The 25,358-nt window shown below is 73.8% G+C and carries 27 protein-coding genes; 7 read left to right on the forward strand and 20 right to left on the reverse strand.

Features of this window, described 5'->3' with window-relative positions; translation table 11 throughout:
* Positions 1-26 precede the first annotated feature (26 nt).
* The 7 genes from ABT006_RS13920 to pgsA all read right to left on the reverse strand — a co-directional run bounded on the left by ABT006_RS13920 (position 27) and on the right by pgsA (position 6,108).
* Positions 27-776, reverse strand: coding sequence for a YebC/PmpR family DNA-binding transcriptional regulator (locus ABT006_RS13920; RefSeq protein WP_350706237.1), 750 nt, complete (start codon positions 774-776; stop codon positions 27-29).
* 243 nt (positions 777-1,019) lie between these two features.
* Positions 1,020-1,628, reverse strand: coding sequence for a pyridoxal 5'-phosphate synthase glutaminase subunit PdxT (gene pdxT / locus ABT006_RS13925; protein WP_350706239.1), 609 nt, complete (start codon positions 1,626-1,628; stop codon positions 1,020-1,022).
* Between the two features lie 82 nt (positions 1,629-1,710).
* Complete coding sequence (gene pdxS / locus ABT006_RS13930) at positions 1,711-2,628, reverse strand: pyridoxal 5'-phosphate synthase lyase subunit PdxS (protein WP_350706241.1); 918 nt, start codon at positions 2,626-2,628, stop codon at positions 1,711-1,713.
* A 189-nt stretch (positions 2,629-2,817) separates the two neighbouring features.
* Entirely contained in the window at positions 2,818-3,321 is a 504-nt protein-coding gene (locus ABT006_RS13935) for a hypothetical protein (protein WP_350706682.1), read from the reverse strand.
* A 2-nt stretch (positions 3,322-3,323) separates the two neighbouring features.
* On the reverse strand, positions 3,324-4,484 hold the full coding sequence (locus ABT006_RS13940; protein ID WP_350706243.1) for a glycosyltransferase family 4 protein: 1,161 nt from the start codon (positions 4,482-4,484) through the stop codon (positions 3,324-3,326).
* Positions 4,485-4,499: 15 nt separating this feature from the next.
* On the reverse strand, positions 4,500-5,432 hold the full coding sequence (locus ABT006_RS13945) for a phosphatidylinositol mannoside acyltransferase (protein ID WP_350706245.1): 933 nt from the start codon (positions 5,430-5,432) through the stop codon (positions 4,500-4,502).
* 43 nt (positions 5,433-5,475) lie between these two features.
* Positions 5,476-6,108 carry a phosphatidylinositol phosphate synthase gene (pgsA, locus tag ABT006_RS13950; RefSeq protein ID WP_350706247.1) on the reverse strand — a complete coding sequence of 211 codons (633 nt, stop codon included), beginning with the start codon at positions 6,106-6,108 and terminating at the stop codon, positions 5,476-5,478.
* Positions 6,109-6,362: 254 nt separating this feature from the next.
* On the opposite strand from pgsA, the gene ABT006_RS13955 reads away from it, so the two are divergent.
* Entirely contained in the window at positions 6,363-8,525 is a 2,163-nt protein-coding gene (locus tag ABT006_RS13955; protein ID WP_350706249.1) for an elongation factor G-like protein EF-G2, read from the forward strand.
* Positions 8,526-8,657: 132 nt separating this feature from the next.
* Here ABT006_RS13955 and ABT006_RS13960 read toward each other — a convergent pair whose 3' ends face one another.
* A complete protein-coding gene (locus tag ABT006_RS13960) occupies positions 8,658-9,716 on the reverse strand; it encodes an aldo/keto reductase (protein ID WP_350706251.1) in 1,059 nt (352 codons plus the stop codon).
* A 117-nt stretch (positions 9,717-9,833) separates the two neighbouring features.
* Positions 9,834-10,343: an HIT family protein gene (locus ABT006_RS13965; protein WP_350706683.1), complete on the reverse strand. Its 510-nt coding sequence runs from the start codon at positions 10,341-10,343 to the stop codon at positions 9,834-9,836.
* Between the two features lie 159 nt (positions 10,344-10,502).
* Here ABT006_RS13965 and ABT006_RS13970 point away from each other — a divergent pair, with 159 nt between their 5' ends.
* On the forward strand, positions 10,503-11,249 hold the full coding sequence (locus ABT006_RS13970; RefSeq protein ID WP_350706253.1) for a D-Ala-D-Ala carboxypeptidase family metallohydrolase: 747 nt from the start codon (positions 10,503-10,505) through the stop codon (positions 11,247-11,249).
* 78 nt (positions 11,250-11,327) lie between these two features.
* Here ABT006_RS13970 and thrS read toward each other — a convergent pair whose 3' ends face one another.
* Both thrS and ABT006_RS13980 read right to left on the reverse strand, forming a co-directional pair.
* A complete protein-coding gene (gene thrS, locus ABT006_RS13975; RefSeq protein ID WP_350706254.1) occupies positions 11,328-13,331 on the reverse strand; it encodes a threonine--tRNA ligase in 2,004 nt (667 codons plus the stop codon).
* 149 nt (positions 13,332-13,480) lie between these two features.
* A complete protein-coding gene (locus tag ABT006_RS13980; protein WP_350706256.1) occupies positions 13,481-14,401 on the reverse strand; it encodes an ADP-ribosylglycohydrolase family protein in 921 nt (306 codons plus the stop codon).
* A 73-nt stretch (positions 14,402-14,474) separates the two neighbouring features.
* On the opposite strand from ABT006_RS13980, the gene ABT006_RS13985 reads away from it, so the two are divergent.
* The gene (locus ABT006_RS13985; RefSeq protein WP_350706258.1) at positions 14,475-15,164 is read left to right on the forward strand and encodes a response regulator transcription factor; all 690 of its coding nucleotides are present in this window, start codon (positions 14,475-14,477) and stop codon (positions 15,162-15,164) included.
* Positions 15,165-15,193: 29 nt separating this feature from the next.
* Positions 15,194-16,564 carry a HAMP domain-containing sensor histidine kinase gene (locus tag ABT006_RS13990; RefSeq protein WP_350706260.1) on the forward strand — a complete coding sequence of 457 codons (1,371 nt, stop codon included), beginning with the start codon at positions 15,194-15,196 and terminating at the stop codon, positions 16,562-16,564.
* 298 nt (positions 16,565-16,862) lie between these two features.
* On the opposite strand, the gene ABT006_RS13995 is transcribed toward ABT006_RS13990, so the two are convergent.
* Positions 16,863-17,888 (reverse strand): adenosine deaminase, encoded by a 1,026-nt coding sequence (locus ABT006_RS13995; RefSeq protein WP_350706262.1) that lies wholly within the window; start codon positions 17,886-17,888, stop codon positions 16,863-16,865.
* On the reverse strand, positions 17,885-18,679 hold the full coding sequence (locus tag ABT006_RS14000) for a trans-aconitate 2-methyltransferase (protein WP_350706264.1): 795 nt from the start codon (positions 18,677-18,679) through the stop codon (positions 17,885-17,887). The genes ABT006_RS13995 and ABT006_RS14000 overlap by 4 nt, the downstream gene beginning before the upstream one ends.
* A gap of 198 nt (positions 18,680-18,877) precedes the next feature.
* Here ABT006_RS14000 and ABT006_RS14005 point away from each other — a divergent pair, with 198 nt between their 5' ends.
* Positions 18,878-19,072 (forward strand): hypothetical protein, encoded by a 195-nt coding sequence (locus tag ABT006_RS14005; RefSeq protein WP_350706266.1) that lies wholly within the window; start codon positions 18,878-18,880, stop codon positions 19,070-19,072.
* A gap of 147 nt (positions 19,073-19,219) precedes the next feature.
* On the opposite strand, the gene ABT006_RS14010 is transcribed toward ABT006_RS14005, so the two are convergent.
* The 7 genes from ABT006_RS14010 to ABT006_RS14040 form a co-directional block, all read right to left on the reverse strand.
* Positions 19,220-19,423 carry a cold-shock protein gene (locus ABT006_RS14010; protein ID WP_007075740.1) on the reverse strand — a complete coding sequence of 68 codons (204 nt, stop codon included), beginning with the start codon at positions 19,421-19,423 and terminating at the stop codon, positions 19,220-19,222.
* Between the two features lie 288 nt (positions 19,424-19,711).
* Positions 19,712-19,972, reverse strand: a complete 261-nt coding sequence (locus ABT006_RS14015) for a DUF4235 domain-containing protein (protein ID WP_466023676.1) — start codon at positions 19,970-19,972, stop codon at positions 19,712-19,714.
* A gap of 8 nt (positions 19,973-19,980) precedes the next feature.
* Positions 19,981-20,331: a DUF3618 domain-containing protein gene (locus ABT006_RS14020; protein ID WP_350706270.1), complete on the reverse strand. Its 351-nt coding sequence runs from the start codon at positions 20,329-20,331 to the stop codon at positions 19,981-19,983.
* Positions 20,328-20,762 (reverse strand): phage holin family protein, encoded by a 435-nt coding sequence (locus ABT006_RS14025; RefSeq protein ID WP_350706272.1) that lies wholly within the window; start codon positions 20,760-20,762, stop codon positions 20,328-20,330. The genes ABT006_RS14020 and ABT006_RS14025 overlap by 4 nt, the downstream gene beginning before the upstream one ends.
* 439 nt (positions 20,763-21,201) lie before the next feature.
* Positions 21,202-22,398: a mechanosensitive ion channel family protein gene (locus tag ABT006_RS14030; protein ID WP_350706274.1), complete on the reverse strand. Its 1,197-nt coding sequence runs from the start codon at positions 22,396-22,398 to the stop codon at positions 21,202-21,204.
* 82 nt (positions 22,399-22,480) lie between these two features.
* Positions 22,481-23,302, reverse strand: a complete 822-nt coding sequence (locus ABT006_RS14035) for a DUF1206 domain-containing protein (RefSeq protein ID WP_350706276.1) — start codon at positions 23,300-23,302, stop codon at positions 22,481-22,483.
* A 60-nt stretch (positions 23,303-23,362) separates the two neighbouring features.
* Positions 23,363-23,728 carry a hypothetical protein gene (locus tag ABT006_RS14040; RefSeq protein WP_350706278.1) on the reverse strand — a complete coding sequence of 122 codons (366 nt, stop codon included), beginning with the start codon at positions 23,726-23,728 and terminating at the stop codon, positions 23,363-23,365.
* A gap of 97 nt (positions 23,729-23,825) precedes the next feature.
* Between ABT006_RS14040 and ABT006_RS14045 the strand changes: the two genes are divergently transcribed.
* On the forward strand, positions 23,826-25,052 hold the full coding sequence (locus ABT006_RS14045; protein WP_350706279.1) for a cysteine desulfurase-like protein: 1,227 nt from the start codon (positions 23,826-23,828) through the stop codon (positions 25,050-25,052).
* Complete coding sequence (locus tag ABT006_RS14050) at positions 25,049-25,336, forward strand: GNAT family N-acetyltransferase (protein ID WP_350706281.1); 288 nt, start codon at positions 25,049-25,051, stop codon at positions 25,334-25,336. Before ABT006_RS14045 ends, ABT006_RS14050 begins: the two co-directional genes overlap by 4 nt.
* Positions 25,337-25,358 lie beyond the last annotated feature (22 nt).

Raw genomic sequence — 25,358 nt, forward strand, 5'->3', positions numbered from 1 at the left:
CTTCCTCGTCGTGGGTCAGGCCGCGATCAGCCGACCGCGGCCATGATCTCGTCGGAGACGTCGAAGTTCGCGTAGACGTTCTGCACGTCGTCGCAGTCCTCCAGGACGTCGATCAGCTTGAAGATCTTGCGCGCGCCGTCCTCGTCGAGGGGGACGTTGACGCTCGGGATCAGCGACGACTCGGCCGACTCGTACTCGATGCCGGCGTCCTGGAGCGCGGTGCGCACCGCGACCAGGTCGGTCGGCTCGGAGACCACCTCGAACGCCTCGCCCAGGTCGTTGACCTCCTCGGCGCCGGCGTCGAGGACCGCCATCATCACGTCGTCCTCGGTCGTCTCGGCCTTGGGGACGATCACCACGCCCTTGCGGGAGAACATGTACGACACCGAGCCCGCGTCGGCGAACGAGCCGCCGTTGCGGGTCAGCGCGGTGCGCACCTCGGTGGCCGCGCGGTTGCGGTTGTCGGTCAGGCACTCGATGAGCAGCGCCACGCCGTTCGGGCCGTAGCCCTCGTACATGATGGTCTGGTAGTCGGCGCCGCCGGCCTCCAGGCCGGAGCCGCGCTTGACGGCGCGGTCGATGTTGTCGTTCGGGACCGAGTTCTTCTTGGCCTTCTGGATGGCGTCGTAGAGCGTGGGGTTGCCGGCGGGATCGCCGCCGCCGGTCCGCGCGGCGACCTCGACGTTCTTGATGAGCTTGGCGAACATCTTGCCGCGCTTGGCGTCGATGACCGCCTTCTTGTGCTTGGTCGTCGCCCACTTTGAGTGGCCGGACATCTGTTACCTCCGTTGCTACCCGCCGTCTGCATCGACCGCACCGCGCACGCCCCGCTCCCGCCGGCGCACGCGGTGGTGCCGGTCAGCCCTGGTGGAAGCCGTGACGGGCAGATGGCCCTGCCGAATCTCGGCAATCCTACCGACGCCCGGCGGCCCGCTGTCACCGCGCCGCGCCTCGCCGCCACGCCCCGACCGCCCGGACCAGGACAGACGGGGCGAAAACGAGGCACGGCTCGCCGCCGCTCAGCGCGACGCCCGGACCAGCTCCACGAAGTACGCGTGCACGCGCGCGTCGCCGGTCAGTTCGGGATGGAACGAGGTGGCCAGCAGGTTGCCCTGCCGGACCGCCACGATCCGTCCGGCGGCCGGGCCCTCGGTCACCGTGCCGAGCACCTCGACGCCGTCGCCGACCCGCTCGACCCACGGTGCCCGGATGAACACCGCGTGGAACGGCCCGCCCTCGACGCCGGTGATCGCCACCGGCGCCTCGAAGGAGTCGACCTGCCGCCCGAACGCGTTGCGCCGCACGGTCATCTCGATGCCGGCGAAGCCGCGCTGGTCGGGCCGACCGTCGAGGACCTCGGTGGCCAGCATGATCATGCCGGCGCACGAGCCGTACACCGGCATCCCGCCGGCGATCCGCTTGTCGATCGGTTCGCGCATCTCGAAGATGTCCGCGAGCTTGCTGATCGTGGTGGACTCGCCCCCGGGGATCACCAGGCCGTCCACCGCGTCCAACTCCTGCGGCCGGCGCACCGGGCGGGCGTCCGCGCCCGCCGCGGCGAGGGCGGCGACGTGCTCGCGCACGTCGCCCTGGAGCGCGAGCACTCCGATCACGGGTGCGTCGCCCATCTGCCGCTCCTTTCCTGCATGTCGGTCGGGGAGGGGCCCTTCCTGTGCGTCAGACGCCAGGAAGGTGCCCCTTCCCCGCACGTCACCAGCCGCGCTCGGCCAGGCGGTGCGGCTGCGGGATGTCGTCGACGTTGATGCCGACCATCGCCTCGCCCAGGCCCCGGGAGACCTTGGCCAGCACGTCCGGGTCGTCGTGGAAGGTGGTGGCCTTGACGATCGCGGCGGCCCGCTGCGCCGGGTTGCCGGACTTGAAGATGCCGGAGCCGACGAACACGCCCTCGGCGCCGAGCTGCATCATCATCGCGGCGTCGGCCGGGGTGGCGATGCCACCGGCGGTGAACAGCACCACGGGCAGCTTGCCGCTCTCGGCGACCTCCTTGACCAGCTCGTACGGCGCCTGGAGCTCCTTGGCGGCCACGTACAGCTCGTCGGTCGGCAGCGAGCCCAGCCGGCGGATCTCCTGCCGGATCCTGCGCATGTGGGTGGTGGCGTTGGAGACATCACCGGTGCCGGCCTCGCCCTTGGAGCGGATCATGGCCGCGCCCTCGGTGATCCGGCGCAGGGCCTCGCCGAGGTTGGTCGCGCCGCAGACGAAGGGGACGGTGAAGGCCCACTTGTCGATGTGGTTGGCGTAGTCGGCCGGGGTCAGCACCTCGGACTCGTCGACGTAGTCGACGCCGAGCGACTGGAGGATCCGGGCCTCCACGAAGTGGCCGATCCGGGCCTTCGCCATCACCGGGATGGAGACGGCGTTGATGATGCCGTCGATCATGTCGGGGTCGCTCATCCGGGACACCCCGCCCTGGGCACGGATGTCAGCGGGCACCCGCTCCAGCGCCATCACGGCGACGGCGCCGGCGTCCTCGGCGATCTTGGCCTGCTCGGCGTTGACCACGTCCATGATCACGCCGCCCTTGAGCATCTCGGCCATGCCGCGCTTGACGCGGGCGGTGCCGGTGACCGGGCTGGCGCTGGCGTTCTGGGCAGTCGTTTCGGGCACGGGTCATCGCTCCTCGACGTGCTCGGGGATGGGGTGGCTGCGAAAATGCTACGGCCGTCCCAACGCCCGTCCGACAGCCAATCAGACCCACGGTGGCCTGCCCTGTGGCAGTCGTCACCGCCCCGCCGCCGCCCGGTCGCCGAATGCGTCCGGCGTCCCGTCTGGGCGTTCTGTCGGGTCTTGCCCGCCTCAGCCGGCGGGGACGTCCGCCGGGACGGTGAGGGTGGGGTCGTCGATGTCGAAGTAGCGCGGCCAGGGCCGGCGGCGCCCCATGCGCAGCAGCCGCACCAGCCGACGGCCGCGGGCCGCGCGGGCGTCGCGGACCAGGTCGGTGTGCACCTGGCGGGCCAGGGCGAGCCGTCGGCTGGCGCCGATCACCGCCTCGCAGTCCGGATCGGCCGGGTCCAGCTCCACGGCACGCAACTGGCGGGTGAGGTCGTTCTCGGCGGCCTCCCGCTCGTCCGGCTGCGCGTCCAGCGCGATCCGCGCCGCCGCGTACAGCTCGACGCCGTAGCGCCGCTCGGCCAGGACCGCGGCGGCCGCCGCGCGGCGCAGCAGGTGGGCGTCCAGGGCGCGGGCGGCCAGCTCGGCCCGGCCGTGCAGCCGGTCGACCCGCCCGGCGGTCCAGACCAGGTACGCCGCGACCAGCCCGACGGCCAGGGCCGCGACCACCCCCCACCACATGCCCGACATCGTCAGTCCAGCCCCACCCATTCGGTGTCCATGACCCGCCCGTCGGTGGCCTCGATCGCCGCCGCGTACACCTCCAGGACCCGGCGGGCGACCACCGGCCAGTCGAAGGTGGCCACCACCTGGTCGCCGCAGGCGGTCAGCGCGGCCCGGCCGTCGGGATCGTCGAGCAGGTCGGCCAGGGCGGTACGCAACGCGGCCCCGTCCCCCGTCGGGAAGAGCCGGCCGGCCCGGCCGCCGTCGAGCACGCGGCGGAACGCGTCGAGGTCGCTGGCCACGACCGTGGTGCCCGCCGCGAGCGCCTCGGTGAGGATCATGCCGAAGGACTCCCCGCCGGTGTTCGGCGCCACGTAGAGGTGCACGCTGCGCAGCATCCGCGCCTTGTCCTCCTCGGAGACCAGCCCGAGGAAGGTCACCCGGTCGCGCAGCTCGACCGGGAAGCGCCCGAACAGGTCGTCCGGGTCGCCGGGGCCGGCCACCAGCAGCCGCAGCCCGGGACGCTGCCGGGCCAGCTCGACGAAGGCGTCGCGCAGGATCGGGAAGCCCTTGCGGGCCTCGGTGAACCGGCCGAGGAAGCCGATCGCGCCGCCCCGCCCGGGCGCGCACTCCCCCGGCCAGCTCGGCAGCGGCTGCGCGTGGTTGAACTTCGCGACGGCCACCCCGTTGGGGATCTCCACCGCGCCGCCGTCCATGTGCTCGACCTGCACCTTGCGCGCCAGCGCGCTGACCGCGATCCGGGCGGTGATCCGCTCCAGCACGATCTGGAGCACCCCCTGCGCGGCGGCGAGCGCGCGCGACCGGGTCATCGCCGTGTGGAAGGTGGCCACCACCGGCCCTCGGGCGGAGAGCACGGCCAGCAGCGACAGGCTCAGGGTCAGCGGCTCGTGCACGTGCAGCACGTCGAAATCGCCCCGGGTGATCCAGCGCCGCACCCGCGCCGTGGAGACCGGGCCGAACGCGATCCGCGCCACCGAGCCGTTGTACGGCAGCGGCACCGCCCGCCCCGCCGGCACCACGTACGGCGGCAGCGGGGAGTCCTCGTCGGCCGGGGCGAGCACGCTCACCTCGTGCCCGAGGCCGATCAGCGCCTCGGCGAGGTCCATGACGTGGTTCTGCACCCCGCCGGGCACGTCGAAGGAGTACGGGCACACGATGCCGATGCGCACGCCTCAACGCCTCCCTTACGCCTGTCCGGCAGCCGGGGAGGGCAGGGTCGCGCCGCCACCCGTGCCGTGCTGGTCCAGCCACATCCGCTGCAACATGTGCCAGTCTTCCGGATGCCGGGCGATGCCCGCCGCCAGACCGTCGGCGATCCGCTGGGTCAGCGACCGGACCCGCCGGTCGAGCGGGCCCTCCTCGGGGTCGGGCAGCGGCAGCGGACCCTCGATCGACGCGCAGGCCGCGTCCGCCTCGTACCACATCGAGGCGACGTAGAGGGGCGCCCCGGTGCGCAGGGCGAGCAGGGCCGGGCCCGGCGGCATCCGGGTGCGGGCCCCGAAGAAGTCGACCTCCACCCCCCGGGCGGAGAGGTCCCGATCGGCCAGCAGGGGCACCACCGCGCCGGCCCGGACCCGGTCGACCAGCACGTCGAACGCCGGCCGGTCGCCGCCGTGGGTGGGCAGGATCTCCATGCCCAGGCTCCGCCGGAAGGCGAGGAAACGCTGGTAGACGCCCTCGGGCTTGAGCCGCTCGGCGACCGTGGTGATCGGCCAGCCGGTCGCCGCGACCCAGGCCCCGGCGGCGTCCCAGTTGCCGGCGTGCGGCAACGCCACCACCGCGCCCCGGCCGGCCGCCACGTCGGCCGCGAGCAGTTCCTCGCCGTCGAGCCGGAAGCCGGCCAGGATCTCCGTCCGGCTGAGCGAGGGCAGCCGGAACGCCTCCATCCAGTAGCGGGCGTACGAGCGCAGGCCGCGGCGGACCAGCTCGTCGAGGTCGGCCTCGGGCAGGTCGGGGCCGACCACCCGGCGCAGGTTCGCGCGCAGTCGGGCCGTACCCCCGCCGCCGCGGCGGTGGGCGCGGTCGGCGCCCGCCCGGAACGCCGCGGCCACGACGGGCCGGGGCAGCGCGCGGATCACGCGCCACCCGGCGACGTAGCCGAGCTCGGTGAGGTTCACCGGCGCCGGCCCCCGGGCAGCGGCCGACCGGCGCTCGTCGCGCTCACCCCTGCCCGCCCGGGGTGTGCACCCGCTGGGCCTGGCGGTAGACGTGGGCCATCCGCTGGCCGACGGTGAAGATCGACACCGCGGCGAGCAGCCAGAGCGCGATCTCCAGCGCGGGCCGGACGCCGAGGCCGGTGAGCAGCCCGCCGACGCCGACGATGAGCAGCCGCTCGGTGCGCTCGGCGATGCCCACGTTGCACGTCATGCCGAGCCCCTCGGCCCGGGCCTTGACGTAGGAGACCAGGCCGCCGGCGGCCAGGCAGATCAGCGCGGCGGCGACGCCCGAATGGTCGTGCTCGGTGGCGAGCCAGTACGCCACCGCGCCGAAGACCGCGCTGTCGGCGATGCGGTCCATGCTCGAATCGAGGAACGCCCCGAATTTCGTGGAGCCGCCGCTCATCCGGGCCATCGTCCCGTCGAGCAGGTCGGTGAGGGCGAACACGGTCACGATCAGGGCCCCGGCGACCAGATGACCGCGGGCACCGAAGCCGAGCGCACCGACGAGCACCCCGAGGGTGCCCGCCACGGTGACCGCGTTGGGAGTTACGCCCGCTCGGAGCAGGCCGCGTGCGACCGGCTCGACGACGCGGGTCATCCCCGCGCGGGCCGTCACTTGGAAGATCTTCGCCATGGCGGTCCCACGATAACGGTCCCGCCACCACCGGCGGTACGGCCGGTCAGGCGACGAGCGCAGGGTGGAGGCTTGTGCCGGCCCCGCAACGGGTGTGAGATCGAGCCAGGAAAGGTGAGTCAGCTCACCCACCCGCCCGTTGATTACCCGCAACCCTGCAGAGCACCGGAGGATATCGCCGCGGAACCCGCTCGGGCCGCTTCCCCGTCGCGCGCGGCGGTCGCCACCAACCACGGCTGAGGGAGGTGCGCCCCATGGCGCAGAAAAGTCAGGACAAGGGGGCCGCCGGCGGCGCGCCGGTGGTGACCGAGCCGGGCCGGATCCGCAACGTGGTGCTCGTCGGGCACTCCGGAGCGGGCAAGACGACCCTGGTCGAGGCGCTGCTCGCGGCGACCGGCACGATCGGCCGGGCCGGCACCGTCGCCGACGGCACCACCGTCTGCGACCACGACCCGGCGGCCGTACGCCAGCAGCGCTCGGTGAGCCTGGCCTGCGCGCCGCTGCTGCACGACGGAATCAAGGTCAACCTGCTCGACACCCCCGGCTACGCCGACTTCGTGGGCGAGTTGCGCGCGGGGCTGCGGGCCGCCGACGCGGCGCTGTTCGTGGTCTCCGCCGTCGACGGGATGGACGCCGCCACCGCCGCCCTGTGGGAGGAGTGCGCGGCGGTCGACATGCCCCGGGCCGTCGCCGTCGCCCGGCTCGACCACCCGCGCGCCGACTTCGACGAGGCGGTGGCGCTCTGCCAGCGGGTCTTCGGCGACAACGTGCTCCCGCTCTACCTGCCGATGCTCGGCGACGACGGCGTCTCCACCGTCGGCCTGCTCGGCCTGATCACCCGCCGGGTCTTCGACTACACCGCCGGTCTGCCGGCCGACGTGCGCGAGCCGGACCCGGAGCACCTGCCGGCCATCGTCGAGTCCCGCAACGAGCTGATCGAGGGGATCATCGCCGAGAGCGAGGACGAATCCCTGATGGACCGCTACCTCTCGGGCGAGGAGATCGGCACCGAGGTGCTGGTCGAAGACCTGGAGAAGGCGGTCGCGCGGGGCCACTTCTACCCGGTGGTGCCGGTCTGCGCGGAGACCGGGGTCGGGCTGGACGCGCTGCTGGAGGTGCTCACCGCCGGCTTCCCGTCGCCGCTGGAGCACGAGCTGCCGGCGGTCGCCGGGGTGGACGACTCGCCCCGCCCGCCGCTGGCCTGCGACCCGGACGGCCCGCTGGTCGCCGAGGTGGTCAAGACGACCGTCGACCGGCACGTCGGCCGGGTCTCCCTGGTCCGGGTCTTCTCCGGCACGCTGCGCCCGGAGCAGACCGTGCACGTCTCCGGGCACGGGATGGCCAAGCGCGGCCACCCCGACCACGACGCCGACGAGCGGGTCGGGCACATCTACACCCCGCTGGGCGCGAGCCTGCGCGAGGTGGGCGCCTGCGTGGCCGGCGACATCTGCGCGATCACCAAGTCGGGCAGCGCGGAGACCGGCGACACGATCTCCGCCAAGGACGACCCGCTGCTGATCGCCCCCTGGGAGATGCCCGAGCCGCTGCTGCCGGTCGCCGTCGTGGCCCACAGCCGCGCCGACGAGGACGCCCTCGCGCGCAACCTGGCCCGCCTGGTCGCCGGCGACCCGACCATGCGGTTGGAGCGCAACCCGGAGACCCACCAGCTGGTGCTCTGGTGCATGGGCGAGGCGCACGCCGACGTGGTGCTGGAGCGGCTGCGCGCGGGCGGGGTGGAGCTGGACACCGAGCCGGTCCGGGTCGCGCTGCGGGAGACGCTGACCGTCCCGGCCAAGGGACACGGCCGGCACGTCAAGCAGTCCGGCGGCCACGGGCAGTACGCCGTCTGCGCCATCGAGGTCGAGCCGCTGCCGCGCGGGGCCGGCTTCGAGTTCGTCGACCGGGTGGTCGGCGGCGCGGTGCCGCACAACTACATCCCCTCCGTCGAGAAGGGCGTACGCGCCCAGATGGAGCGGGGCCTGGTCGCCGGCCATCCGGTGGTGGACCTGCGGGTGACCCTCTTCGACGGCAAGGCGCACAGCGTGGACTCCTCCGACGCGGCCTTCCAGACCGCCGGCGCGCTGGCGCTGCGGGACGCCGCCGAGAAGGGCCAGCCGGCGCTGCTGGAGCCGGTCGACGAGGTGGTGATCCGGGTGTCCGACTCGTCCGTCGGCGCGGTGATGGGCGACCTGTCCGGGCGGCGCGGCCGGGTGCTCGGCACCGAGCCGGACGCGGACGCCGAGGGGCGCACCCTGGTCCGCGCCGAGGTGCCCGCCACGGAGCTGCTCCGTTACGCGGTCGAGCTGCGCTCGATGACGTCGGGCACCGGCACCTTCCGCCGCCACTTCGTCCGCTACGACCCCATGCCCGCCCACCTGGCCGACCAGGTCCGCAAGGAACACGGCAGCCACCCCTGACCGGGCTCCTCGCGGGCGTAGTTGTGGCACGGAGCCGCTCGGCGCGGTGGAGCTGCCCGACGAAACGGGCGATCCGGGGCGCGACGCCCACCACGACTGCGTGATCGACGGTGCTCCGGCGGCTGGGGCGCGTCAGGGGCGGGCGGTGGGGAGCATGGGGCTCGGGTGGTGGGGGCGATCGGCCTCGCGGAGCGCGGCCGAGCGGAGCGCCGCCAACTGGCGTTCCACCTCGGCGAACTGGTCGGCCGGCAGCGGCCCCCGGTGCAGGGCGGCGGCGTTCTCCTCGACCTGCGCGACGGTGCGGCAGCCGGGGATCGGGACGGTGCGCCCGCTGCGCGCCCAGATCCAGCCCAGCGCGCCCTGGGCCGGGGTGCGGCCGTCGGCGGTCAGCGCCGCCCGCACGGCGGCGGCCCGCCGCAGCCACTCCGGGGCGGGCCGACCGCCCCGGAACCACTCCAGCCAGCCCGGCGCGACCCCCCGCACGTCGTCGCGGGGCAGGGTGGAGCCGGTCGTGTACTTGCCGGAGAGCAGGCCCATCCCCAGCGGCCCCCGGTTGACGCTGGCCAGGTCGTACTTGTCGCAGACGGCGAGCAGCTCGGGGGCGTCCCGGAGCACCGAGAGGGTGTGCTGCACGGCGGTGGCGTGCCGGGCGCCCTGGCCGAAGGCGGCCGCCCGGTCGGGGCGGTCGGTGCTCCAGCCGTACGCGCGGACCAGCCCGTCGGCGACCAGGTCCTCCAGGGTGCCGACGAGCGCCTCGGCCCGGGGCACCGGCAGGTCGGCGAGGTGCAACTGGTAGAGGTCGATCCGGTCGGTGCCGAGCCGGCGCAGCGACGCCTCCACCGCCCGCCGCAGGTACGCCGGGGAGCTGTCCGCGCCGGTGGCCTGGCGGGTCGCCTCGTCGAAGGTGTGGCCCCACTTGGTGGCGATCACGGCCTCGTCGCGCCGGCCGGCGAGCGCCCGGCCCAGGACCCGCTCCGAGTGACCCGCCCCGTAGGTGTCGGCGGTGTCGAAGAGGGTCACGCCGAGGTCGAGCGCGCGGCGTACCGCCCGGACGGACTCCTCGTCGTCGACGGCGCCCCAGCCCAGCGGCTGCGTGCCCTCGGCCCAGGGGCCGCCGATCGCCCAGCACCCCATGCCCAGCGCGCTGACCTCGATACCGCTGCGGCCCAACGTCCGTGTCGTGACTGCCATCGACGCATCGTGCCACCTCCGGCTCCCGCCCCGATGTCCCCGCCGCCGCCCGGGATCCCGACCCCGGCCCGGGCGCGGGCGGGCCGGAGTCAGTCGGGCCGGGCGCGGCGGGCCGGGTCAGGAGGGCCAGGCGCGGGCGAGCAGCTCCCGGGTGTCCCCGAGCAGTTGCGGCAGCACCTTGGTGCGCCCGATCACCGGCATGAAGTTGGCGTCCCCGCCCCAGCGGGGCACGACGTGCTGGTGCAGGTGCGCGGCGATCCCGGCGCCGGCCACCCCGCCCTGGTTCATCCCGAGGTTGAACCCGTGGGCGTTGCTGACCTTGCGGATCACCCGCATCGCGGTCTGGGTGAACGACGCCAGCTCGGCGGTCTCCGGCCCGTCGAGGTCGGTGTAGTCGGCGACGTGCCGGTAGGGGCAGACCAGCAGGTGCCCCGGGTTGTACGGGTAGAGGTTGAGCACCACGAAGACGTGCGCGCCGCGCGCGACGACGAGGCTCTCCTCCGCCGGCAGGCCGGGGGCGAGGCAGAAGGGGCACCCCTTCGGCTTCTCGTAACCCTCGGGACGGTCCTCGCCCGAGATGTAGGTCATCCGGTGCGGCGTCCAGAGCCGCTCCAGGCCGTCGGCCATGCCGCTGTCCGTGTGCCGTTCCACCCCTGCCACAAGCCGATCCTACGGAGCGGCCCGACGACCGGCGAGGCCCGCCGTGGGGAACCCGGCGATGGAAGTTGTTGACGAATCGAAGTGCACCATTGAAACTTCCATCCATCGACTTGCTTCCATAGACCGATGGAGGTCTCCGTGATCCGACGGTTCGGCAGATTCCTCGCGGCGCTCGCGCTGACCGCCGCCACCACCGTGGTCGGCGTCACCTTCACCGCCGGCGCGGCCCACGCCGACGGCTGTTACACGTGGGGACGCACCCTGTCCGAGGGGATGTCCGGCGAGGACGTCCGGCAACTCCAGATCCGGGTCTCGGGCTACCCCGGCTACGGCGCCGTGCTCGCCCTCGACGGGGTGTACGGCCCGGGCACCCGGTCCGCCGTGATCCGCTTCCAGCAGGCGTACGGGTTGGGCGCCGACGGCATCGCCGGGCCGCAGACCTTCAACCAGATCTACGCGCTCCAGGACGACGACTGCACGCCGGTCAGCTTCAGCTACGCGGAATGGAACAGGTGCAACAGCGACTGGTCCGGCGGCGCGGTGTCCGCCAGCACCGCCCGCTTCAACGCCCGCGTGTCGATGTGGAAGCTCCAGGCCATGCGGCGCGCACTCGGCAACGTGCCGATCTACATCAGCAGCGGATTCCGCAGCTACGCCTGCAACAGCGCGGTCGGCGGCGCCGCCGGCAGCCGGCACCTCTACGGCGACGGGGTCGACCTGGTCGGCTCACCCTCGCTGTGCCGGCTCGCCCAGCAGGCCCGCTACCACGGCTTCAGCAACATCCTCGGCCCCGGCTACCCGGGCCACAACGACCACACCCACCTGGGCAACACGCCGAGCCGGTCCTGGTCCGCCCCGACCTGCGGGATCTGACGCCCGACGGCCCGTCGACGAAGGCCCCCCGCCGACGGCGGGGGGCCTTCCGTGCGTCGTGGACTCCGACGTGGTGGATCAGGCGGCCGACGGGCCGACGTTGGTGCGCGAGCCGACCACGTCGAGCACGTGGGCCACCGCGTCGGCGATCGGCACCCCGTTGCGCTGCGAGCCGTCCCGGTAGCGGAACGAGACCGTGCCGGCCGCCACGTCGTCGTCGCCGGCGATCACCATGAACGGGATCTTCTGCTGCTGGGCGTTGCGGATCTTCTTCTGCATCCGGTCGTCGCCCGCGTCCACCTGGGCGCGGATGCCCTCGGCGCGCAACGCCGCGACGAAGCCGTGCAGGTAGTCGGTGTGGTCCTCGCGGATCGGGATGCCCACCACCTGCACCGGGGCCAGCCAGGCCGGGAACGCGCCCGCGTAGTGCTCGGTGAGCACCCCGAAGAAGCGCTCGATCGAGCCGAAGAGCGCCCGGTGGATCATCACCGGCTGCTGCCGGCTGCCGTCCGCCGCCTGGTACTCCAGCCCGAACCGCGCCGGCTGGTTGAAGTCGACCTGGATGGTGGACATCTGCCAGGTCCGGCCGATCGCGTCCTTGGCCTGCACCGAGATCTTCGGGCCGTAGAAGGCCGCGCCGCCCGGGTCCGGCACCAGGTCCAGGCCGGATGCCTCGGCGGCGGTGCGCAGGGCCTCCGTGGCCTCCGCCCAGTCCTCGTCCGAGCCGATGAACTTCGGCGAGTCGTCCCGGGTGGACAGCTCCAGGTAGAAGTCGTCCAGGCCGTAGTCGCGCAGCAGGTCGAGCACGAAGGTGAGCAGGGTGGTCAGCTCGCCCGCCATCTGCTCCCGGGTGCAGTAGATGTGCGAGTCGTCCTGGGTCAGGCCGCGTACCCGGGTGAGGCCGTGCACCACGCCGGACTTCTCGTACCGGTAGACCGTGCCGAACTCGAAGAGCCGCAGCGGCAGCTCCCGGTACGACCGCCCGCGCGCCCTGAAGATCAGGTTGTGCATCGGGCAGTTCATGGCCTTGAGGTAGTACTCCGCGCCCTCGAGCTGCATCGGCGGGAACATCGTGTCGGCGTAGTAGGGCAGGTGACCGGAGGTCTCGAACAGCTGCGCCTTGGTGATGTGCGGGCTGTTGACGAACTCGTACCCGGCCGCCTCGTGCCGGCGGCGGGAGTAGTTCTCCAGCTCGCGGCGGATGATGCCGCCCTTGGGGTGGAAGACCGCCAGGCCGGAGCCGATCTCGTCGGGGAAGCTGAACAGGTCGAGGTCCGCGCCGAGCTTGCGGTGGTCGCGCCGGGCGGCTTCCTCCAGCAGCTTCAGGTACGCCTTCAGCTCGTCCCGGGTCGGCCAGGCGGTGCCGTACACCCGCTGGAGCTGCGGGTTCTTCTCCGACCCGCGCCAGTACGCGGCGGCCGAGCGCATCAGCTTGAACGCGCCGATCAGCCGGGTGTTCGGCAGGTGCGGGCCGCGGCACAGGTCCGACCAGCAGACCTTGTCCTCGGTCGCGGCGAGGTTGTCGTAGATGGTCAGCTCGCCGCCGCCCACCTCCATCACCTCGGAGGTGTCCAGCCCCTCACCCTTGACGTCGATCAGCTCCAGCTTGAACGGCTCGGCGGCCAGCTCGGCCTTCGCCTCGTCCAGGCTGCCGAAGCGGCGACGGCGGAACCGCTGGCCGGACTTGATGATCTCCTGCATCCGCTTCTCGAGCTTGCCGAGGTCGTCCGGCTGGAACGGCTTGTCGACCGCGAAGTCGTAGTAGAAGCCGTTCTCGATGGGCGGGCCGATGCCGAGCTTGGCCTCGGGGAAGACGTCCTGCACGGCCTGGGCGAGCACGTGCGCGGTGGAGTGCCGCAGCACGTTGAGCCCGTCCGGGGAGTCGAGGCTGACCGGCTCGACCTCGGTGTCGACCTGCGGCGACCAGTCCAGGTCACGCAGCTGGCCCTGCGGGTCGCGGACCACGACGACCGCCTTCGGGCCGGCCGCGGGCAGCCCGGCCGCGGCCACCGCGTCGGCCGCCGTGGTCCCGGCGGCAACGACGACGGGGTCGGCCACGGCGGGGGTACGGGGTGCGGACACGGTCACTCCTCCAGCAGACGGTACGGATGACGCCGAGCGTTCGGCTCCTGCGATGCTATCGGTCGCCTCCGCCGGCACGGTCGGCGACGCCACCGCCCCCGCGACCCGTGGGACGCCGGCCCCGGCGCCCGCCCGACCGGCGGGAAGGGTCAGGCGGACCAGTCGGGCAGCGGCTCGCGGGCGGCCAGCCAGTCGGCGGGCACCCCGCCGGGAGTGCCCACCCCGGTGTGCGCGGCCACCACCGAGCCGACGATGGCGGCGGTGGTGTCCACGTCCCCGCCCGCCTCGACGCAGGCGCCGATCGCCGCCGGGTAGTCGTCCAGGTGCGCGGCCGCCACCCAGCAGGTGAAGGCGACGGTGTCCTGGGCGGTGACCCGGGAGCCGTTGCCGAGCACGTCGACGGCCGCGCGCAGCGGCCGGTCGAGCAGGTCGGCCGCCCGGCGTACGCCCCGGTGCACCTCGGTGGCCGGGTCCAGCGCGGCGGCCACCCCGGCGAGCAGCCGGCGCGGGGGCGGCCGGTGGCCGTCCAGCCGGGCCCGGGCGGCCAGCGAGGCGGCCACCGCCACCGCGACCGCCCCGGCGATGCCCTCCGGGTGCGCGTGGGTCACCTCGGCCGACGCCCGGGCCTGCGCCGCCGCGCGGGCGGTCGAGTCGGCGAACCAGGCGCCCAGCGGGCCGACGCGCATCGCCGCGCCGTTGCCGCACGAGCCCTGCCCGTCGAAGGCGGCGGCGGCCGCCACCGGCCACGGCGTGCCCGTGCGGATCAGCCGCAGGATCGTCACGGCGCCCGGCCCGTACCCCCGGTAGGGCTCGCAGCGCTCGGCGAAGGCGACGGCGAGGGCGTCCCGGTCGATGGTGCCCGCCGCGGCGAGGGCGGCGACCACCGAGCAGGCCATCTCGGTGTCGTCGGTCCACTCCCACGGCGGCGGGGGGAGCCTGCCGGCGGCCAGGTCGGCGGGGTGCCGACCGGGGACGAAGAACTGCGAGCCGAGCGCGTCACCGACCGACAGGCCGGCGAGGGAGTCCCGGGCGAGCGCGAGGCGGGTGTCGGCAAAGAGCGTGAAGGACATCGTTGCACCAGCTTGCCCGGTTCGCAGGTGCGCCGCAACGCGATCAACTTGCCACGCCGAGTACCGTCTTGGCGTGGCCACCGTGCTCCTGGTCGAAGACGATCACGTCGTACGCGGCGCGATGCTGCGGTCCCTCGCCGACCGGGGGCACGCCGTGCACGCCGTGGGCACCGCCCTGGACGCGCTGCGCCGCGTGGCCGCCGAGACCCCCGACCTGGTGGTGCTCGACCTCGGCCTGCCCGACCTCGACGGCTCGGACGCGCTGCGGATGCTGCGCGGCATCACCGACGTGCCGATCATCATCGCCACCGCGCGCGACGACGAGCAGTCCGTGGTCCGGCTGCTGCGCGCCGGGGCCGACGACTACATGGTCAAGCCGTTCACCGGCGCGCACCTCGACGCCCGGATCACCACGGTGCTGCGCCGGGCCGGGCGGGCCAGCCGGGCGGTGCAGCCGGCCGTGCACAGCGTCGGCGGGCTGCGGGTGGACGTCGGGGAGCGCACCGCCCACCTCGACGGCGAGCCGTTGGCGCTGACCCGCAAGGAATTCGACCTGTTGGCGTATCTCGCCGCGCGTCCGGGCCGGGTAGTGTCCCGCCGGGAACTTCTGGAGGAGGTATGGCGGCAGCCGTCGGTCGGCGAGGACCAGACCATCGACGTTCACCTTTACTGGCTACGTCGCAAAATGGGCGAGTCCGCGGCGAAGCCGCGCTACCTGCGCACCGTGCGGGGGGTCGGCTTCCGGTTGGTGGCGCCGGACTGAGGGCGTCGCTGGCCCGTCTCACGGCCGGCATGTGCGCCCTGGTCGCGTTCGCCTTCCTCGTCCCGCTCGCCACCGGCCTCGGTGACCGGGCCCGCGATGAGGCGATCGCGGATGCCGCCCGCCGCAGCGCGCTGGTGACCGGGGCGCTCGCGGTCAGCACCGATCCCGCCGTGGTGCAGCGCGCCGTGGCCGCCAGCGGCGACGACCCGACCACCCGGCCCGTCGTGCACGGCCTGGGGGCCGACGAGTCCGCGGGCCGGGCCGGCGGCGCGGACCTGGAGCGGGCGCGGGCCGAGCGGCGCTCCGTGGTCGTCGACGTCGACGGCGGCGTGCTCCGGCTCGACCCCGTGGTGCTCGGCGACCGCACCGCCGTGGTGGAGGTCTTCGTGCCCGAGTCGGCGCTGGACGAGAGCGCCGGCGGCCGGTGGCTGCTGCTGCTCGGGGTGGCCGCCGCGCTGGTGGGCGCGGCGGTGCTGGTGGTCGACCGGGTCGCCGCCCGCGCGGTCGACTCGGCCCGGGGGCTGGTCAGGGCGGCGCTCGCGATCGGCGACGGCGACCTGGCCGTACGCGTCGAGCCCAGCGGCCCGCGCGAGCTGGCCGAGGCCGGGTACGCCTTCAACCGGATGGCCGACCGGATGGTCGCGGCGCGCACCGACGAGCGGGAGCTGGTCGCCGACCTGTCGCACCGGCTGCGCACCCCGCTGACCGTGCTGCGGCTGGACGCCGAGGCGCTGGAGTCCGACGACACCAGCGTGGGCTCGTTCAGCGCGGCGGAGCTGGACCGGCGGCGCGGCATCCGACGGATCCGCCAGGCGATCGTCACCCTCGAAGGCGAGATCGACGTGCTGATCAAGACCACCCGCAAGGCGGTGGCGCACGAGGCGGGACCGGCGATGTGCGACGTCAGTGAGGTGGTCCGGGACCGGATGGTGTTCTGGGCCGCGCTGGCCGGCGACCAGAACCGCCCGCACCGGGTGACCGGCGCCCAGCTACGCATCCCGGCGCCGGTGCCGCGGGCCGAGCTGGCCGCCGCGCTGGACGCGGTGATCGGCAACGTCTTCCGCTACACCCCGCAGGGCACCGCGTTCGAGGTGGCGGTCTCCCGCCGCGACGGCTACGTGGCCATCCGGATCGACGACGCGGGGCCGGGGATCGCCAACCCCGACCGGGCGCTGCGCCGGGGCGCCAGCGACCAGGGCTCCACCGGGCTGGGGCTGGACATCGCCAGGCGGGTGGCGTTGCAGGCCAACGGCTCGGTGAGCATCGACCGGGCCCGGCTCGGCGGGGCGAGCGTGGTCATGCTGCTCGCCGATCCCGAGGCGACGCCCCGGCAGGTCAGCCGGTTCGGGCTGGTCGGCCGAGCTGTGGGCCGGCGCAAGTCTTCCTTAGATCCCGATTAACCGCGGCGGCCGTCCCGTCGCGAACTGCCATGATCTTCCACGAACCCATCAGTTCCACCGGTCACTGCCCCGAGCACCCACCGGCCGGTGGAGCCGTGCGCGCGGCGGGAGCAACGGTCCCCCCACAACCTGCTCCCGCCGCGCGCCACACTTCTCCCGCCACACCTTTTCCGCGCGACGCGCGACGCTCTCTCGCCACACCTTTCCGCGCGACGCGCGACGCTCTCCCGCTACACCTTTCTTTTGCGCGGCGCGCGACGCTCTCCTGCCACGCCGCGCGCCGGCTCCCCCGTCCCGTTCAGCGAGTGACGGCCGCCACGTAGGCGTCGATCTCGGCCCCGATCCGCTGCTTGCCCGCCGGGTCCAGGAAGGAGGCGGTCACCGCGTTGCGGGCCAGCGCGGCCAACCCCTCCGGCCCCGCGTCGAGCAGCCGGGCCGCGACGGCGTACTCGTCGTTGAGGGTGGTGCCGAACATCGGCGGATCGTCGGAGTTGACGGTGACCAGCAGGCCGGCGTCGACCAACTGCCGCAACGGGTGCTCGTCGATGGTGGCGACCGCACGGGTCCGCACGTTGGAGGTCGGGCAGACCTCCATGCCGATCTGGTGCTCGGCGAGGTGGGCCAGCAGCTCCGGGTCCTGCGCGGCGGAGATGCCGTGCCCGATCCGCTCCGCGCCCAGGTCGCGCAGCGCGTCCCAGACCGTCTGCGGGCCGGTGGTCTCGCCGGCGTGCGGCACCGAGCGCAGGCCGGCCGCCCGGGCCTGGTCGAAGTACGGCTTGAACTGCGGCCGGGGCACGCCGATCTCCGGGCCGCCCAGGCCGAAGCTGATCAGCCCGTCCGGGCGCTCCTCCAGCGAGATCCGCAGGGTCTCCTCGGCCGCCGGCAGGCCCGCCTCGCCGGGGATGTCGAAGCACCAGCGCAGCTCGATGCCGAAGTCCGCCGCGGCCCGCTTGCGGGCGTCCTCGATCGCCTCGCAGAACGCCGGGGCGGGGATGCCCCGGTGCACGTGCGAGTAGGGCGTCACGGTCAGCTCGGCGTAGCGGACCTGCTGGCGGGCCAGCTCGCGGGCCACCTCGTGGGTGAGGATCCAGACGTCCTCCTGGTCGCGGATGAGGTCCACGACGCTCAGATAGACCTCGATGAAGTGCGCGAAGTCGCGGAAGGCGAAGTAGTCGGCGAGCGCGGCCGGGTCCGCGGGCACGGGGCTGCGACCCTCGTGGCGGGCGGCCAGCTCGGCGACGATCCGGGGCGAGGCGGAGCCGACGTGGTGCACGTGCAGCTCCACCTTGGGCAGTCCGGCGATGAAGGTTTGCAGGTCGGTCACATGTTCTCCTCTGCACGGGCGCCGGTACGGGCGACGAAGAAGACGCGTCGGAACGGGAAGTACACCTGACCGTGTCGCGCCGGGTAGGCCTGCGCGAGGCGTACGCCGAGTTCGGCCCGGAAGTCGGCCCAGCCGGCGGCGTCCAGGGCCGCGCGGACAGGCCGGAGCGCGGTGCCCTCCATCCAGGTCAGCACGGGGTGGTCCGCGTCGGCGCGGGCCGGCAGCAGGTGCACATAGGTAGTCTCCCAGGCGTCCACGGCGCAGCCGGCACCGGTCAGCAACCCGGCGTAGCCGGTGGCGTCGTCGACCGGGGCCTCGCGCAGCAGTGGAGCGAGGTCGGCGCGCCAGGCCGGGCGGCCGGCGACCTCGCGCAGCGCCCGGTGTGAGGGCGCGTCGAAGTTGCCCGGCACCTGCACCGCCAGCCAGGCCCCGCCGGGCAGCTCACGCGCCCAGCGGGCGAGCAGCTCGCGATGGCCGGGGACCCACTGCAGCACCGCGTTGCTGACCACCACGTCCACGTCGGATTCCGGCCGCCAGTCCCGGACGTCGCCCACCGCGAAGGAGACCGGGGACGCGGTGGCGTGTGCCCGCGCGATCATCTCCGCGGAGGAGTCGAGGCCGACGACGCGGCTGTCCGGCCAGCGTCCGGCGAGGGTCTCCGTCAGGTTGCCGGGCCCGCAGCCGAGGTCGACCACGGCGCGCGGCCGCTCGGCCGGGACCCGCGCGAGCAGGTCGTGGAAGGGCCGGGAGCGCTCGTCGCCGTAGCGCAGGTATGTCGTCGGATCCCACATCACAGCCTCCCAAACCGTACGTCCGTCTTGTTAACCGTACGGCCCGTGGCGCGGCCCCACAAGCGGGATCACTAGGCTCGGTGGCATGGAGCAGCGGACCTTCCCCCGGCCGGGGCGGCACGTCGGGGCGATCGGGCCGGGCAGCGAGCAGCTCGTCGGACGGTTCCCCGGGACGGGGATCGACGAAGGGGAGTCACGATGAAGGGCTGGCTGCCGCTCACCCTCGGCCTGCTCGCCGTGGTCGGCGGGGCGGTCTGGACGGTGCAGGGCCTCGGCTACGTCGAGGGCAGCCTGATGACCGACCAGCGACTCTGGGCGATCCTCGGGCCGCTCGTCGTCCTGATCGGACTCGCCCTGCTCTGGTCCGGGCTGCGCGCCCGCCGACGCCGCTGAGTGCCCCGGCGCTCCCGCCCCCCGGCCCCGGCGCGCCGACCGCACCCGGATACGCGGAAAGCCCCGCATCCCGGGCGGGATACGGGGCTTCACTGGTGATCCGGGCGTCGGATCATCCACTGGCCGGCGACTGCCGACCGGCGGTGCTCAGATGGGGCGGACCTGCTCGGCCTGCGGACCCTTCTGACCCTGGGCGATCTCGAACTCCACCCGCTGGTTCTCCTCCAGCGTGCGGTAGCCGCTGGTCTGGATGGCCGAGAAGTGGACGAACACGTCAGCACCCCCGCCGTCGACGGTGATGAAGCCGAAGCCCTTGTCAGCGTTGAACCACTTCACGGTTCCCTGCGCCATGTGTATCTCCTTCTAAAACTGGCGGCCGAGCACGCCGTGCGGCCGATTGGCCGTTTTCGAGCAGCGGCGCCTGAGGCGGCCCCCATTGAAGGAGACTTCTCTCAACCCACGCCATCTCTCAACAGCGTGGAACAGCAAACCACGTACGCAAAAACTCTGCACAGCCTACCCGACGAAATTCTCCGACATGTGACCTGACGGATGCCGAAGATCCGCTGGGTGGGCGCTTACCGCCGTGCGAAAGGCCCCCTCACCGCCACGGCGAGGGGGCCTTCGGCGAAAGCCGGGTCAGTCCGGCCAGTGCCCGGTCAGCCGGCGTACGCCCACCGCGCCGCCCCGGTCGACGGCGGCCCGGACGACCGCGAAGATGGCGCCCTGCAAGGCCGCCGCCGCCAGGATCTCGCCCCAGCCGCGGTCCTCGTCGGTGGCGCTGGGCGCCTCGCCGTCGCCCGCCGTCACCTTCCAGACCTGCCGGAAGATCATGCCCGCGACCGCACCGGCGGCGATGCCCATCAGCACGCCGACCGGCTTGTACGCGGCCCTCCCGATGTTCCTGCTCACCTACGCCTCCCCCGGACGATCAACAGCACGATAGCGGCGGCCACCGCGCCGGCCGCGAGGGCCACGAACGGCGCCGGGTTGCGCCGGACGACCGCGCCCGTCTCCTGCGCCTGCCCTCGCGCGAGTTGCGCCTTCTGTGCCGCCTGCCCGCGCACCCGGGCCACGGTCTGCGCGGCCTGCTCCCGCATCCGCTCCTTCGCCTGGTCGGCGGAGGACTTCAGCCGCGCCTTGACGTCGGCCTTGGCGGCCAACGCCTCCATGGTCTCGCCCAACTCGACCCGGGTCCGCCGGATCTCCTCCCGGAGGGCCTCGGTGTCGCCGGTGCCCCGTCCGTTGCCCGTCGTCATGCCCGCCCCCTGTCCTTCACCGCGGCGGCGACGGTGTCGACGTCGGCCCGGACGCTGCGCACCGTGGCCGCCGGTACCGGCGGGACCGCCTGGCTGACCTGCTTCTTGCCCACCAGGGCGAGGATGCCGGCCATCACGAAGAGCACCACCGCGACGATCAGGGCCGCGGCCCAGGCCGGCAGCACCAGATCGAGCAGCAGGATCGCGGTGGCGACCAGGGCGCCCAGGCCGTAGAGCGCCAGCGCCCCGCCGCCGCCGAAGAGGCCGATGCCGATGCCGGCATGCTTGCCCTTCTGGGTCAGCTCCGCGCGGGCCAGGGCCAGTTCGTCGCGGACCAGGCGGGAGACCTGCTCCGTGGCCCGCTGCACCAGCTCGGCGGTGGACGGCTCGCTCCCGTCGCGGGAGGTGCGGGCGTTCGCCACGTCAGCCATGCTGTCCTCCTTTCATCATCACCGCGCTGTATGCCCGGAGTCGCCGCCCGTCAATCCTTCGCGCGCCGGCCGGTGAGCCCGGGCCGCCGCGTCCCTCGTGCCGGCGGACGGCGCGCGGGAGGAGGTGCAGAAGCGTCGCGCAGCAGGTCCCCACGAAATGCCCGGTCAAACTTCCCGAGCCAGCGCACTCCGCCCGGCCACCCCACGAGGCACAACCCCACCCACACCTCCAACCGCCCCCAGCCCCCACAGGTCACGACCCACCCACCCCTGCCCTCCCCCCGACCCCCACCCGGCCTCGCGATCTTGCACCTTCCGCCCCGGCAAAGCGGACGTTCTCCGCATCCGGAGGGCACAATGCGCAAGATCGCGGGGCGGGGCGGGGCGGGGCGGGGCGGGGGCGGGGGTTGAGGGGCGCGGGGGTTGAGGGGCGCGGGGGTCAGCGGCGGGCTTCGGCGGGCTCGTCGGGGCCGACGAAGGCCTCGCTGCGGGCGTCGCCGTCGTCGCTGCCGCCGAAGACCCGGGCGTCGTCGGGCACCTCGCCGTCGGCGAGGCGGCGCACCGGCCGGCGGGGCCGTACCCACTGCCACGGCAGGTTGCTCTCCGCGTCGCCGATCTCGGTGCGCATCCGGGGCATCGCGGTCGGCCGCTGGTCCCGGATCCAGGCGACCAGGTGCTCGCGGACCAGGCAGCGCAGGTCCCACAGGCTGCCGGCGTCGGCCGCGCTGACCAGGGCGCGCACCTTGATCATGCCGCCGGTCGCGTCGGTCACCTGGAGCACGCAGACCCGGCCGTCCCACAGGTCGGTGCTCTCCACCAGGCGGCGCAGCTCCTCACGCATGGCCTGCACCGGGATCGCCCAGTCGACGTCGAACTCGGCGGTGCCCAGCACGGCCGCCTCGGTGCGGGTCCAGTTCTGGAACGGCTTGGTGGTGAAGTACGAGGTGGGCAGGATCAGCCGGCGGTCGTCCCAGATCTGCACCACCACGTAGCTGAGGGTCAGCTCCTCGATCCGGCCCCACTCCCCCTCGACCACCACCACGTCGTCGAGGCGCACCGCGTCGCTGAAGGCGAGCTGGAGGCCGGCGAAGACGTTGCCCAGCAGGCTCTGCGCGGCGAGCGCGGCGACCACACCGACGACACCGGCGCTGGTCAGCACGCCGGCGCCGATGCCGCGTACGGCCGGGAAGGTCATCAGCATCACGCCGACCGCCAGGACGACGATCACCGCGATGGTCAACCGGCGCAGCATCACCACCTGGGTCCGCACCCGCCGCGCGTGCCGGTTGTCCGGCACGTCCACCCGGAAGCGGGCGAGCGCCGTGTCCTCCGCCACCACGAGCAGCGAGGCGACCAGCCAGGCGACGCTCGCGATCACGCCGAGCACCAGCGCGTGCAGCAGCACCTGCCGCCACTGCTCGCCGACCGCGTAGCCGGTGCTGAAGCGCACGGCGAACTGCACGGCGAGGACGGTGGCCGCGACCTGGATCGACCGGTGCGCGTGCTCGGTGAGCTCGGTCAGCAGCAGCGAGCGCCGGCCGAGCCGCCGGACCACGCGATGCACGACCTCGACGACGAACAGGGCGATCGCCGCCGCGGCGAGCGCGGCGACGATCGTCCCGAGGTAGCTCTGCACAGGTTTTCTCCTCTTCCGGACCGGGCGGCCTGTTTCGGGGCAAAGGCCCAATAGTGCCGGACGGCCCCGGAATCGACCAGGCTCACACCTTGCGGTACCGGGACTGGAGAAAGCAGAAGAGGCCGAAGGCGGCGATGCCGAGCGCCACGAGGGTGAGCAGCAGTTGACCGTACGACTGGTCGCGCAGCGTGCGCAGCGCCGCGTCCAGGCCCCGGGCCTTCTCCGGGTCGTAGTTGACGGCGGCCAGGATGATCAGCAGGCCGGCGATGCCGTACGCGACGCCCTTGGCGACGTAGCCGGCGATGCCGAGCCGGCGGGCGAGCTGGCGGGTCCGCGGGCTCATCTCACCGCTCCTGAGATGCTTCTCGAAGCGCTTGACCAGCCCGTAGATCACCAGGCCGACGCCGATCGCGGCGAGCACGAGCCCGGCCAGGCCGACCAGCCAGCGACCGCCGGAGGACTCCATCGCCCGGCCGGTCAGCGCCTCCTGCTGGTCGGCGCTGTTCGAGCCGGCGTCCCTGAAGACCTTGACGGCCGTCCAGGCGAAGTAGAGGTAGACGAGGGTCCGCCCGAGCGAGGCCAGCCGCTCCCAGACCCGCTCCTTGCCGCGCTCGGCGCGGTGCCCGACCGCTGCCTCCAGCGCCTGCCAGACCGCCATGGCGAACAGGCCGACCGCGATGGTGACGACGAGGAACTTGCCCAGCGGCTGGGCGGCGATGGTGCGCAGCGCACCGGACTGGTCGCCGTCGTCGGCGGGCTTCCCGAACGCGATCTGCAACGCCAGCCAGGCGAACAGGAGGTGCACGATGCCGTAGCCGATGAAACCGGCCCGGGCCAACAGTTCGAGCCACCGGCTGTTCGCCGTACGGGAGGCGGTGGCTTCGGCGTTCCAGGTGAGTGACATGGCGCCACAATCTCCGAATGCGAAGATCCCCAAACGTCGGCCACCGCCGCCCCGGGCGGGTCAGTTGCCGGGGTTCCTCGCCACCCGGATCTTGACCTCCTGGTCGGTGACGCTGTCCAGCGTCACGGAGAAGCCGCCGACCTCGGTGGCCTGCTGGCCGGTGGTCAGTGACAGCTGCTCGCCGGCCACCTCGACGGTCACCTGGTCGCCCTGCGCGCCGACCAGCTTGGCCTCCACGCCGAGGATGGTGGCGCTGGCCTCGACGCCACGGTCGAAGGTGACCGTGCAGGCGTCCAGGCCGCAGTCGGTGGAGGCGCCCTCGGAGCTGCAACCGGCCAGCAGGGCGACGCCGAGCGCCAGGCCGGCCAGCAGGCCGGCAGCCCGGCGGGTGGGGGTCAGCGGGGAGTACACGCGTCGGTTCGTCACGCGGCCAAGGGTACGAGACGACCGCGACCCCGGCATTATGATGATCATCCGCCCAGGTGGCGGCGCCGGTGGCGGCCGGGGCGGCTAGGGTCCCGGCATGCCGTTCGACATCGCCCGCACCCGCGCCGCCTACCCCGCCCTGGCCGAGGGCTTCGTCCACCTCGACGGGGCCGGGGGCACCCAGACCGCCGGGCCCGTGGTCGACGCGGTCGCCGACGCGATGCGCGCGGCGGTGGGCAACCGCAGCGCCGCGTTCCCGCCCGGCCGGCGGTCGCTGGAGATGGTGGCCGCCGCCCGCGTGGCGGTGGCCGACCTGCTCGGCGCGGAAGCCGACGGGGTGGTGCTGGGCCCGAGCGCGACGGCGCTGACGTACACCCTGGCCCGGACCCTGGGCGCGGGCTGGCGGCCGGGCGACGAGGTGGTGGTCTCCCGGCTCGACCACGACGCGAACGTCCGCCCCTGGGTGCAGGCCGCCGAGGCGGCCGGCGCGACGGTGCGCTGGGCCGAGTTCGACCGGGTCACCGGGGAGCTGCCGGCCGGGCAGTACGCGGACCTGGTCGGCGAGCGGACGCGGCTGGTCGCCGTGACCGCCGGCAGCAACGCGATCGGCACCGTCCCCGACGTGGCGGCGATCGCCAAGACCGCGCACGCGGCCGGCGCGCTGGTCTGCGTCGACGGGGTGCACTCGGTGCCGCACGGCCCCACCGACCTCGCCGCGCTGGGCGCCGACTTCCTGGTCACCAGCGCCTACAAGTGGTCGGGGCCGCACCTGGCCGCGGTGGTGGCCGAGCCGGCCGCCTGGGAGCGACTGCGTCCGGCGAAGCTGCGGCCCTCCTCCGACGCCGTGCCGGACCGCTTCGAGTACGGCACGCCGAGCTTCCCGCTGCTGGCCGGGGTCGCCGCCGCGGTGGACCACCTGGCCGGGCTGGATCCGGCGGCCACCGGCAGCCGCCGGGAGCGGCTGCGGGCCGGGCTGACCGCCGCGCAGGCGTACGAGGAGTCGCTGCTGGACCGGCTGCTCGGCGGGCTGGCCGGGCTGCCCGGCGTCCGGGTGCTCGGCTCCCCCGCCCGGCGCTGCCCGACGGTGTCGTTCCGGCTGGCCGGGCTCTCCCCGCAGCGCACCCAGGAGGAGCTGGGCGCGGCCGGGTTCTGCCTCTCCGCGGGCGACTACTACGCCTACGAGTACTTCCAGGCGACGGGGCTGCGGGACAGCGGCGGGGCGGTGCGCGCCAGCATCTACCACTACAACACGGCCGACGAGGTGGACCGGTTGCTCGCCGAACTGGACCGGCTCGCCGGTGGCGGGGGCAGAATGGCCGGGTGAGCACCCTGGTCGAGGACAACCCCGCCAAGCACCGGTTCGAGATCCTGGTCGACGACGCGCTGGCCGGGTTCACCGCGTACCTGCCGCGCGGCGAGGTGCTGGTCTTCACCCACACCGAGGTGGACCCGAAGTTCCAGAACATGGGCGTCGGCGCGACGTTGGTCCGGGACACCCTCGACCAGCTCCGCGAGCGCGGCACGCGGGTGGTGCCCCGCTGCCCGTTCATGGCCGCCTTCATCGACCGCCACCCCGAGTACGCCGACCTGGTCGTCCCCGAGGCGTAGCGGGGGCGACCCGGCGGTCGGC

It is taken from the genome of Micromonospora sp. NPDC002717, assembly GCF_040295705.1.
Classification (GTDB): Bacteria; Actinomycetota; Actinomycetes; order Mycobacteriales; family Micromonosporaceae; genus Micromonospora.